12 protein-coding genes are annotated in these 11,259 nt (G+C 49.6%); 4 read left to right on the plus strand and 8 right to left on the minus strand.

From position 1 onward, the window contains the following. From waaF to lptF, 6 genes are all read right to left on the minus strand, one after another. Positions 1-956: lipopolysaccharide heptosyltransferase II (gene waaF, locus B3D59_RS10940; protein WP_286819761.1), on the minus strand; the 956-nt coding region annotated here is incomplete at its 3' end. Next, entirely contained in the window at positions 949-1,851 is a 903-nt protein-coding gene (locus B3D59_RS10945; protein ID WP_286819762.1) for a lysophospholipid acyltransferase family protein, read from the minus strand. The genes waaF and B3D59_RS10945, both read right to left, overlap by 8 nt. 21 nt (positions 1,852-1,872) lie before the next feature. Further along, entirely contained in the window at positions 1,873-3,051 is a 1,179-nt protein-coding gene (gene lpxK, locus B3D59_RS10950; RefSeq protein ID WP_286819763.1) for a tetraacyldisaccharide 4'-kinase, read from the minus strand. Then, positions 3,044-4,342 (minus strand): 3-deoxy-D-manno-octulosonic acid transferase, encoded by a 1,299-nt coding sequence (locus B3D59_RS10955; RefSeq protein ID WP_286819764.1) that lies wholly within the window; start codon positions 4,340-4,342, stop codon positions 3,044-3,046. The genes lpxK and B3D59_RS10955 overlap by 8 nt, the downstream gene beginning before the upstream one ends. Before the next feature lie 10 nt (positions 4,343-4,352). Further along, positions 4,353-5,432 (minus strand): LPS export ABC transporter permease LptG, encoded by a 1,080-nt coding sequence (gene lptG, locus B3D59_RS10960; RefSeq protein WP_286819765.1) that lies wholly within the window; start codon positions 5,430-5,432, stop codon positions 4,353-4,355. Continuing rightward, entirely contained in the window at positions 5,429-6,619 is a 1,191-nt protein-coding gene (gene lptF / locus B3D59_RS10965; protein ID WP_286819766.1) for an LPS export ABC transporter permease LptF, read from the minus strand. The genes lptG and lptF overlap by 4 nt, the downstream gene beginning before the upstream one ends. Before the next feature lie 84 nt (positions 6,620-6,703). On the opposite strand from lptF, the gene B3D59_RS10970 reads away from it, so the two are divergent. Next, entirely contained in the window at positions 6,704-7,342 is a 639-nt protein-coding gene (locus tag B3D59_RS10970; protein ID WP_286819767.1) for a thiamine diphosphokinase, read from the plus strand. Between the two features lie 11 nt (positions 7,343-7,353). Here B3D59_RS10970 and B3D59_RS10975 read toward each other — a convergent pair whose 3' ends face one another. Beyond that, on the minus strand, positions 7,354-8,250 hold the full coding sequence (locus tag B3D59_RS10975) for a flagellar basal body-associated FliL family protein (RefSeq protein WP_286819768.1): 897 nt from the start codon (positions 8,248-8,250) through the stop codon (positions 7,354-7,356). A 242-nt stretch (positions 8,251-8,492) separates the two neighbouring features. On the opposite strand from B3D59_RS10975, the gene B3D59_RS10980 reads away from it, so the two are divergent. Then, positions 8,493-8,996, plus strand: a complete 504-nt coding sequence (locus tag B3D59_RS10980) for a MarR family winged helix-turn-helix transcriptional regulator (RefSeq protein ID WP_286819769.1) — start codon at positions 8,493-8,495, stop codon at positions 8,994-8,996. 81 nt (positions 8,997-9,077) lie between these two features. Here B3D59_RS10980 and B3D59_RS18325 read toward each other — a convergent pair whose 3' ends face one another. Continuing rightward, a complete protein-coding gene (locus B3D59_RS18325) occupies positions 9,078-9,392 on the minus strand; it encodes an IscA/HesB family protein (protein ID WP_349676887.1) in 315 nt (104 codons plus the stop codon). Between the two features lie 193 nt (positions 9,393-9,585). Between B3D59_RS18325 and B3D59_RS10990 the strand changes: the two genes are divergently transcribed. Both B3D59_RS10990 and B3D59_RS10995 read left to right on the plus strand, forming a co-directional pair. Then, positions 9,586-10,506 (plus strand): NAD-dependent epimerase/dehydratase family protein, encoded by a 921-nt coding sequence (locus B3D59_RS10990; protein WP_286819771.1) that lies wholly within the window; start codon positions 9,586-9,588, stop codon positions 10,504-10,506. An 11-nt stretch (positions 10,507-10,517) separates the two neighbouring features. Then, the coding region (locus tag B3D59_RS10995; protein ID WP_286819772.1) for a HEAT repeat domain-containing protein at positions 10,518-11,259 on the plus strand (742 nt) is incomplete at its 3' end.

Here is an 11,259-nt window from a genome sequence, read left to right on the forward strand (position 1 = left end):
GGACTGCAGGGAACCGACTGCCTGACCATAACACTGTTTTTATTTGCAGGGGCTGTGGCAATATGGTCGGTGGAACCGATCACGGCCACCTGATTTACATTCAGGGCGGCGGCAACATGCATCAGGCCGGAATCATTGGTCACAAAAAGGGTTAACGCACCGATCAGGGCAAAGGCTTTGGAGAGGCTGGTTCTGCCCGCCATGTTGATGCAGGCCCCGTGGGCCATGGCGCAGATTTCATCTCCGAGCTCCCGGTCTGCGGGCCCGCCGAAAATAATGACCCGGGTCCGGTGGCGCGCTGCCAGTCCTGAGGCAAGTTGCGCGTACCGTTCAGGAAACCAGCGTTTGGCGGTCCCCCCGGTGGCCCCGGGATTGATGCCCAGCACGGGGCGGCCCGGACCCGACAATGCCTGTTCATCAAGAAATCGTTGGACCCATTCCCTGTCCCGAGGATCCGGGTAAAGCTCCAGCTCCCTGCCCGCAATGTCAAGGCCTGCCGAGCTTAAAATGGCCAGGTAATAATCAATGAGATGACCTTTCTTCAGGGCAGGATCCATCTTGATGCACCGGTTGAGCAGCATGGCCCGGGCATCGGTGTTGTAGCCCAAACGTTCGGGAATCCGGGCCAGGAATGCCAACAGTGCGGCCTCAAACGCATTCTGCATCAGAATGGCCAGATCAAATCTTTGAAACCGCATATCTTTGGCCAGCCTGAGGGTCCCTAAACCCATTTTGTGGCGTCCCTGATTTTCATACACCATAACATGGTCAACATGGGGGTTGTTCTGATACACCGGTACCACCCAGGGTTTGGCCAGCACCGTGATTCTGGCCCTGGGAAAATTTGAGCGCACAGCCCGGACCACCGGGGTGGTCATAACGGCATCTCCCACCCAGTTGGCGGCCCGGATCAGGATGTGTGCCCGGCTGCTGTCTTTCAATCGGATTTCAGTCATCTGTTTTAGGCCAGGGGCAATAGTTTTTGGTTTTCCAGCGATTGTGGACCCAGAAATACTGGTCCGGATATTTTCTGACCAGGGACTCGATAGCCGATGTATAGTTCTGGGTATTAATCTCAATATCCTTGATGGGGTCCCCGGTTTCCACCAAGGGAATTTCAGGCAGGAACTCCACAGTGAAATGCCGGTTTTTACGCACCGTATATATGGGTAACACAGGCGCCTTGGTTTTCAGTGCCAGCTTGGCAAAGCCCCTGTGGGTACAGGCCGGTGCCCCAAAAAAATCCACAAACGGGCCCATGTACCAGTCCACACTCTGATCCAGAAGGGACCCTACGATTTGACCTTGGTTCAATATGGCTTCAGCTGTTTTAGAGCTCTTTCCCTTGGGGATCACTTCCAGGTTAAACCGGCTGCGATTTTCCCGGATCAGCCGCTCCAGGGGCTTAAAATCTAATTTTCTATAGATGGCATACCCCTTGACCCCCACCGGCTCTATGCCGGCGATGAGCATTTCAAAATTCCCCAGGTGACACAACAATCCGATGACCCCTTTGCCCCTGGCATGGGCCGCTTTGATATATTCCACCCCTTTGATGGTGAAATGACTTAAAAATGTATCCCGGTCAAATTTCAGGGTCCATGCAAATTCGAACACAATGGTCACAATATTTTTAAACACCTGTTTGCCAAGTATTTTGATCTGACCCGGCGTCATATGATCGCCAAAGGCCCGGGTAAGATTCTCCAGGGTGATTTTTCGATGTCTTGCGTCAATTTTGAACCAGAGCAGGCCTAAAAAGTGGGCACAAAAATCAGCCAGCCAAATGGGCAGTCTGCCCAGGGCCAGCACCAGAAGACGCAACAACCGATAAATCTGATCATCATTCATACATTCATTCCGATTAAATTATTATGGACAACCCTGACGTTGCGGCCTGCCAAACCTATTGTCCAAAATAAATTTTTCCAGGTCTTGGGAATTGGAAAAACGCAACCGAATATCAATGACAGCAACCGTCACATCCCTGAAGTATGCCGGGGTTACCTTTACCCAGTCTTTCCGGGTTGTCAGGATCAAATCCACATTCAACGCCCTAGCCCGGTCCAGAATCCGTTTAAAATCAGGCCCGTTATACCTGCAATGGTCGCAAAATTCAAGGTGGTCGGAAATGTTTACCCCCAGATCCCGCACGGAGTGTGCAAAGGACGCGTTCCGGGCCAGGCCTGAAAACAGAAGAGCTTTTTTTTCCTTCAAAACACAGGAGTGGAAATCCGTTGTGTCATTATCGCTCCCGGCCGGAAATAATTGCGCCACAAAGGGTTCATGTGTGCAGAAAAAAACCGGCACAGACGGCAATTTTTCACTGATGTCGTTTGCAGCGGATTGACTCTCTGATCCCTGAAACGTGTCCAATTGAAATACATCCGGGGGACACCGGGTGAACACAATGCCATCAATTCTATTCTTTGCCATACCAAGCGTTTCACGCAACCGTCCTGCCGGGAGCATGCGTCCGTTCCCCAAAGGCTGCCTGTAGTCTAGAAGCACCAGATTGAGGTCCCGGCGCAATTTCAGGTGCTGGAATCCGTCATCAAGAATGATCACATCCGGTGCAAAGAGTTCCAAAGCCATAAGGCCCGCCTTATACCGGTCTTTTCCCACCGCTACGGGAAAGGCTTTTTCCATGGCCATCATATAAGGTTCATCACCGCAGGTTTTTGCATCCAGAAACACCTGCCGGCCGTCCGATACCACAGCAGCCTCTTTTTCAAGTGCCCCCCTGTAGCCCCGGCTGATCACCACGGGACGCAACCCTTTTTCCACCAGCATCCTGGCCACCCAGATTGCCATGGGTGTCTTACCCGATCCGCCCACAGCCAGGTTGCCAATGGAAATTACAGGGCAATCAAGGCGCCTGGATTTCAGAAAACCGGTCCCATACATGGCATAACGCACCCTCACGCAGGCTTTGTACAGACTTGCACAGCCGGCCAGCACCTGATCAAAGGAACAAGGCGAAAAGGGAGCAGGGTTTTCCATGGTCTGCAATACCCGTTTTTCTATCCGGTCCAGCCAGGCTTTAATCAAGAAACGCCTCCATCCGGCTTAAACAGGCATCTATCGCCCCTGCGTTGCCGTTAAAGATTTGCCGGGCATTGTGTCCGGTGCGGCTGCAATGGTCAGGATTGCGCAGCAATTGTTCCAGTTCACCGGCCAGGGCTTTTTCGTCTTCAACCAGGATGCCGCCTTTGCCCTGAATAAACAATTGGGCCATTTCACGAAAGTCCGTCATATGGGGCCCAAAAAGAACCGGTTTGCCGAACATGGCCGGTTCCAGAAGGTTATGCCCGCCCTGGGCCACCAGGGATCCACCCACAAAGGCAACTGTACAAAGCGCATAGGCGTTGGCCAGAATACCGATGGTGTTGAGAAACATAATATCTGCACCTTGCTTGCGTTCAAGCGGATCCAGGTAGCATGCAACCCTGAACCCGGCTATGGGCAATTCCCTGAACAAAGCGGTACACCTGCCCGGATCCCGGGGGGCAATAACAAGTTTAAGTTCGGGGGCTGTCCGTCTTGCCTGGATAAACGCCCGGACCACCATGGGTTCTTCACCGGGATGGGTGGAACCGGCCACCATTATCCGGTCACCCGTGTGAAATCCCAGATTCCGGACCAGGGTTGAAACCGCTTCCCGGGATAAAAGAGGACAGGGCTGATCAAACTTGATATTGCCGGTGACCTGAATACGCTTCCCGGGCACACCAAGCTGTTCAAAGCCCAAAGCGTCCTGCCGGGTTTGGGCCAAAACACAGGAAAGCGTTGAAAAAAACAGTTTGGAGAACGGCCCAATACACTGATACCCCTTTAAAGAGCGTGGGGACAATCGTGCATTCACAAGGACCACTGGAATTTTGCGTTGATGCATGACAGACAAAAAACCGGGCCACAAATCCGTTTCCACCAGACAAACAAGGTCCGGTGAAATGCGTGAGGCCACCCGCATCACTGCAAACCAAATATCAAAGGGGAAATAGCCTGCCGTCGTGACCGGGGAATCGGCCCGGCCCGGGTGCATCAGCGCAAGGGCCCGCTCAAATCCGGTTTTGGTGGATGCCGTAAAAATAATATGGTGGGTCGGATATTTTTTTCTAAACGCGGTTACCAGGGGCAGACTTGAGTTCACTTCTCCCACGGACAGGGCATGAACCCAGATTCTGTGCGTATTGGCTTCTTTCTTAGGAATCCGGGTAAACAAGCCCAGGCGTTGTAATAGATTGGCCCGCCGTTTGGCCGAAAACATCCAGGCAATCGGCAAAAAAGGCAGGCACAAAAAGAGTACACCCAGGGTGATGATATGGTAAAAAAAAATCATGAAACCGGCATTATTCCGTCTGAATCAGATAGATAGACCCCAGGCATAGAAAAACCAGGTTGCCCACCCAGGCGGCCACCACCGGCGGCAGGATCTTTGCGTAGCCCAAAGAGGCCGTAAACCCGAATACAAACCAGTACAGAAAACAAAATCCCATGCCCACGGCAATGCCCACGGGCAGATTGGTTTTCACAAAACGCCTCATGCCCGTGGCAGCCCCTGTCAACGCCATGATCACACAGATAAAGGGAAAGGCCAGCTTCCCGTACATATCCACCTTATAAGTGGTGGCGTCATACCCTTCGGCCGTTACTTTTTCCACATACCCTCTAAGCTCGGTATAACTCATTTCGTTGGTCTTCTGGGCCACGAGGCCAAGGTCGTCAGGGTTCAAATCAAGGGTTATGACCTTGCTGGGCTTTGCGGTCACCTGATAGTCTTCGATTTTGGGGTCATACACCTGTTCAGTGACATCTTCCAGAATCCATTGGCCGTTGTCATAATACCCTTTTGCCGCATCAATACGCGAGGCGATCTTGAAGCCTGCGCCCATGGTGGTGCATGTGATGCCGGCCACCGTCTTTTGCACCGGGTCAAAAAAATTAATATGCACAAGCATTTTATCCGAACGGATCCAGAAGTCTTTTCGACTATGAACCACCCCTTTGTTTTCAACCATCTCATGGTAACGAATGTGGTTGGAGCGGGCCATGGACACGGGAATCAGGGTTTCACCCAAAAACAGCATCAACAGGGCCGAAAGACATCCGACCCCAATAGCGGGCTTGACCAGAAAATACACAGAGATCCCCGAAGACCTTAACGCCGTAAGCTCTTCATTCCGATTCATAATACCAAACACGGAAATAACGGCAAGAAGCAGTCCTGCCGGAGTGAACTGAACAAACATATACGGCAGCTTAAGCACCACATACCAAAGGCCCCTGGCAAAAGACACATCGTATTCAAGCATTCTATCCATATGGGACAGGTAATCAATAAAAACAAACAGTATAATAACCAATGCCTGGATAATAATGAAAATCCGGATAAACTCTTTAAGCCAGTATTTGTGCAGGCATTTAATCACGATTTTATACTTTTCCTGAAACAGGCCACGACCGTTGCGGCAAGATTTTGCATCCAACGGGGCAGATGTACGGGCTGCTCCTTGGCATTACGGATCAAAAGAAAAATGCCCGCCCCCCCCATGACCACATTGGGCAGCCACATGGCAATGACCGGCGGATAACGGCCGGCCTCCCCGCCGGACCAGCCAAAGGCCAGCAGGAGATAGTAAAGCAGGAAAAAACCGATTCCCATTCCAAAGCCGCTTGATTTTCTTAAGGATATGGACTGAACACCCAAAGGAAATGCCAACACCCCCAAAGCAAGACAAGCAAAGGGAATGGAAAATTTTTCATGCAAAACCAGACGTGCTTCCCTATCCATTTCAGGTTTTTTAAAACCGATTTTGATACGCTGGAGCAGTTCATGAAGGCCCATTTCATCAAAATCCTTTGTCACTTCCGTGGACTTATGTTGTTGCATGGCAGTCAGGTCGACATTGATGTCATAGTGCCCGAAGTTGATATTGGTTACGGAATGATTCTGAACATTAACCTGGTTGATCATGCCGTCATACAAACGGATGGTGTATACATCCTGGTCTCCCTGGCGCACCAGGCGTCCCCTGGGAGCGGTTGAGATAGAAACCATGTCGGCAGTCCTGCGGTCCTCAATGAATACGTCCGTCAAATCCCGGGTGCCCATATCCACATGGGCCACGTAAATCATGATTCCATTCAGCTGACTGTTGAACTGGCGCTCCTGAAGTGCTGCGTCAATACTGGACCTGGCAAGTTCTATGGTTTTCACCTTCAGGGCCAGTTTACCATTGGGAATCCCGTAAACCGTGACCCACATGGTGATTAAAAGGGTAATCACACTGAAGATAAGTACGGGCGGCAAAAGTTTGTACAAAGACATTCCCGCCCCTTTCAGGGCGATTATTTCATTGTCCCCTGACATGCGCATCATAGTCAAAAGCACCGAAATCATGACCGACATGGGAATGGTAAACTCCATGAACCGCGGCAGGGTATAGGATATCAAAAGCAGGATATCCGTGATATTGGAGTTGTAGTTAACCACCATATTCGTGATATCCGGAATCCGGGTCATCAAAAACACCGAGGTCAGAAAAAAGGTGCTTATGGCAAACGGCGGGATCAGCTCAAAAAAAAGATAGGTATGTATACGTTTGAAAACCTTCATTGGCTTGGAAAATATGAACTTCTGGACATTGTGTCAATTACTATTGTTTGCATTATATTATTTTTCTGATATGAACGTAGAATTATGAAAACAGTCATTGTAGCAAACGGAACCCTGTCTGAGCCGGACGGGCTTTTACCCCGGATACAACAAGCGGATATGGTTATTGCCGCAGACGGCGGGGCAGTTCATCTTCACCACATGGGCATTATTCCCGGGATTATCATCGGCGACCTTGATTCCATTCCCACAGAGATCCTTTTATTTTATAAAGAAAAACAGGTTAAAATTTTAAAGCATCCGGTACGCAAAGACCAGACAGATATGGAATTGTGCATGGCATATGCCATTGACCATGGATGCACCGACCTTCTCATTATGGGTGCCACCAGCACCCGGCTTGACCATACCCTGGCAAATATTTTCCTTCTGCGCAGACTTGCAGACCAGGGGATCCCGACCACGATCTTAGATGCATATAATGATATTCATGTTGTTGTTTCCGGCCTGACACTCATGGGCCGTCCCGGCGACCTATTGTCCGTCATCCCGGTATCAGACCATGTTAAAGGACTGACCCTGGAGGGACTGGAGTATCCCTTGACGGATCAAACCCTTTGCATGGGTTCGACCATGGGTATCAGCAATGTTTTCACACAGGATGAGGCCAAAATCAGTCTTAAGTCCGGCGCCGTACTGGTCATAAAACCAAAGGAAGAGTGATTGCCTGCCTGTCAGGATGCCTTTGGGTTCTCTTTTTCTGCGCCTTCTTCACCGGTCCCTGCCCCTTCTCCTTCAACCGGCTCTTCCTTGCTTGGTGCAGCCCTGTGTTCAATCATAAATTCCTCCACCTTGGCTGCGGAAACGGCGATAACCACATGGTCAATGACAACTTCTTTAATCAACGCTTCCATATAGGGGTTGAGTACATCCTTGACCTTTTCTTTCTGAATCTTGATGCGATCAAAATCAGAGACATCATCATAGGTCAAAGAAGACAGATAGATGATGGCGGCATCCCTGGCCCGGGGATGAAATTGGGGCACCGGCTGCTCCGGCATCAGTTCCATAAGTTCCAAATGCATGCTCAGACACAGGTAGCGATCCTGAACATTGGATGAATGTTTGTCCAGATTAACAGCATACGGCGCCATGGAAACAATCGGATTAAGAGCACCTGAACCCTCTTTTCCCTTCTGGGGCACTGTTTTCTTCCATTCCTCCTTACGACCGTTTTCGCCCTCAAGGACCATGAGATGCTTGCTGAGTTCAAGCACCTTGTAAAAACGGGTGTCATTCTTTTTCCAGACATCTTCGATATCTGACGTCTCGACGGTAAAAATGAGCTGTCCTTTGTCCAAATGCCAGGTCCCGCCGGCCGTTCCCCTGGAATCAACAATTTTAGAGGTCACATCTGCAATTCTGACCGAAGATGTCCACGTGCCTTTCATATCCATGGCGGTGAGAATATAGGTGCGGTTCCGGTAGTAAATCCAGTTACCGGGGACCAGATCCGTATCCTTCTTTTCTTTTGCTCCGCCGCACCCTGCAATACAGACAAGGACAATGACCATGACGGCGCAGACAGCAGCACATCTGTTCAAAATCACTTCTTTAACCTGTTGTTCCATGGCATTTCCCCGAAAAATTGACATAAATTTATTCTCGCACAAAGCGTCACAAAGTTGAATAAAAAGCTTTGTGTCTTTGTGCGAATTTTTCAACTAAAAAGTTTCATATTTAGAATTGCTGAAAACCATTGGTGCTTGCCTCCCAGCCGGACAATAGTATACAATACCACCTTAAAATTTAAAAACTGAATATCATCAAACCATTAATAATAATAAAGAACACAGGCATAATTCAAATAATCATGGCCGTAACAGAACTCAGCAAGCAAAGATGTCAAACCCTTTTGATATCAATTCGTAAAATCATCCAGGCTGTTGACATTCATTCCAGAAAGCTGAACAAAGAATTTGGTCTGACAGGCCCCCAGCTTATTGTACTCCAGGAAATTTCCGCCCATGGCCATATTTCCATTACTCCGTTATCCCGGGCCACAAGCTTAAGCCAGGCAACCGTAACAGATATCACCAAGCGCCTTGAGACCCGGGGATACATAGCCAGAAAAAAAAGAGAGGATGACAGGCGGGCTGTCAGTCTTTTTCTCACGGAAAAGGGTCAGGATATCATCAAAAACCTGCCGCCTCTGCTCCAGGAGACATTCACACAGCAATTTTCCGATATTGAAGACTGGGAGCAGATGATGATCATAACCGCCTTTAAGCGGGTGGTGAGCCTTATGGCCGCAGACAAGTTGGAGGCGCCCCCCATCCTGCTTACAGGTCCCATCCGGCATAACACAAACGATTAGGAAAAATTAAAAGACTAAAAAGGCGTCTTTTGCTTTTTTTGCAAAGACGCCTTTTCAATAACAGCCATGGCGTGGTCTGGTTTACCCGCAGGTTCCGCCTGAGCATCCCCCGCATTTGCCTCCCTGGCCCAGATCAAGGCCGGAATTAAGGCTGAAGCCCATACCGTTGAAATCAATTTCAATCGTCTGTGCTCTTTCCATAAACTCTTTGTCTACTACGAATTTAAGCCCTTTAACGTCAAAGAGGTCGTCGGTGTCCTTAGGCTCATCCAGAGCCATTGCAAGAGACGGGCCCGCTCAGCCGCCTGAGTTGAGAAAAATCCGGATGGGGGTGGGTTCTTTCCCCTCAAAATAGGCATCAATCTGCGTTTTTGCAGCATCTGAAAGTGCAATCATTAAAAATACTCCTTTTTTCAGTGTATGGATTACCAGGCTGTTGCCTGTATTAAAAAAGTTAACCACACATTATTGCGTGTCAATGCCTGGAACTTGCCTTTTTGATTCATTTGTAACATACTATGCTTTTGTCACATTCGCTTTGGACCTCAGATTTATTAAAGATAACGTTCAGATCTTATAAGGAATTCCAATGAAAATTCTTGTCACTGGCGGTGCCGGATATATCGGCAGCCATACCTGCGTTGAACTGTTGAACCAGGGCCATGACGTGGTGGTACTCGATAATCTTGTCAACTCCTCCGCCAAGGCTCTTGACCGGGTCAAAAACATTACGGGAAAAGATCTTGCATTTTTCCAAACAGATTTGCTGGATGAAACAGGGATTCAGGCAGTGTTCAAGGCCCATCAAGATATTGAAGCCGTGATCCACTTTGCAGGGCTTAAGGCTGTGGGGGAATCGGTTTCGCAGCCCCTGCGCTATTACCACAACAATATCACCGGCACCCTGAACCTGATTGCTGCCATGGAAAAATCGGGGGTAACCGCCATTGTCTTTTCCTCATCCGCCACGGTTTACGGCAACCCGGCAAGCCTGCCCATTACCGAAGACTTTCCTTTGTCCGTAACCAACCCCTACGGCAGAACCAAACTGATNNATATTGGCGAAGATCCCAGGGAGATTCCCAACAATCTGATGCCTTATGTGGCCCGGGTGGCCATAGGGCAATTGCCCCGGGTCAATGTTTTCGGAGATGATTACGATACCCCCGACGGCACGGGTGTCCGGGATTTCATCCACGTCACCGACCTTGCCAAAGGACATATCTGCTGCCTTCCCAGGCTCATGGAAACGACCGGCGTAGGTATTTACAACCTTGGCACCGGCCGGGGATATTCGGTGATTGAGATGATCAAAGGGTTTGAAAAGGCCTGCGGACAAAACATCCCGTACCAAATAGCCCCCCGCAGGCCTGGCGACATTGCCGCATGCTGGGCCGACCCGTCTAAAGCAGAGCGCGAACTTGGCTGGAAAGCCGTCCTGGACATTGAGGATATGTGCAAAGATGCATGGCACTGGCAACAGAAAAACCCCAAAGGATATGACTCATAAGGAGAATAGCTATGGCGTCATTTATGTCGGAATTTGAAAGGATAATCAAAACAGAGGAGATAAATTCAGATACCCTGTCACAGATTTTAAGCCTTGATGAAGACCAGCAGCAGGCCATGATTGAACGGCTTGCCCCGGCCCCGGACAATGTTGCCTATGATATTTTATCCTTTCTTATGAACACCATGGGGCCCACCCACCCCCTTCGCCCACGTCTGTATCAACTCACCATGGACAGGGCACATATTAATTTTAAATTTTCCATGATCCTGATCAACCACACCAATCCGGATCATCCCGGCCCCATAACCCATTTAATCAAACATATTTTGAGCAAAGAGACAGACAAGGCCCTGCTCAAGGAGATTTTCCGGGCCGCCGGCAGACTTGGCATGGAATTTCTCGTTGATGACCTGGCGGAATTTGTTTTCTATGATGATTCTGAACTGCGCAGGGAAGCGGTTACGGCCATGGAACGTATCGGCACGAACAAAGCCTTGCATCGACTGGAAAAAATTGCACAAACCGACAAATGCGATTCGGACATCCTGGATGCCCTTACTTTTTTAAAGGGTAAACAAAAAACACCGCCTGCGTCCCAGCCCCGGGAAAAGGCAAAGCCGTCTCAACTGCCCCAACTATCCAGGCAATCCAAGCCGGCCAAACCAGCACCACCCTGCCAGCCCCCTGAGGACCCCAATGTCCGGCTGCTGGTTTCCCCTATAATTAAAGACCGCTTAAAGGCCTTTGATT

The sequence above is a fragment of the Desulfobacter sp. UBA2225 genome, assembly GCF_002348205.1.
GTDB classification, from domain to species: Bacteria; Desulfobacterota; Desulfobacteria; order Desulfobacterales; family Desulfobacteraceae; genus Desulfobacter; species Desulfobacter postgatei.

What these genes read in the sequence shown, in the direction of transcription:
- B3D59_RS10945 (WP_286819762.1), bottom strand. Translation starts at nt 1,851, where the DNA reads ATGAATGATGATCAGATTTATCGGTTGTTGCGTCTTCTGGTGCTGGCC.
- lptF (WP_286819766.1), bottom strand. Translation starts at nt 6,619, where the DNA reads ATGAAGGTTTTCAAACGTATACATACCTATCTTTTTTTTGAGCTGATC.
- B3D59_RS10955 (WP_286819764.1), bottom strand. Translation starts at nt 4,342, where the DNA reads ATGATTTTTTTTTACCATATCATCACCCTGGGTGTACTCTTTTTGTGC.
- B3D59_RS10980 (WP_286819769.1), top strand. Translation starts at nt 8,493, where the DNA reads ATGGCCGTAACAGAACTCAGCAAGCAAAGATGTCAAACCCTTTTGATA.
- B3D59_RS10975 (WP_286819768.1), bottom strand. Translation starts at nt 8,250, where the DNA reads ATGGAACAACAGGTTAAAGAAGTGATTTTGAACAGATGTGCTGCTGTC.
- B3D59_RS10970 (WP_286819767.1), top strand. Translation starts at nt 6,704, where the DNA reads ATGAAAACAGTCATTGTAGCAAACGGAACCCTGTCTGAGCCGGACGGG.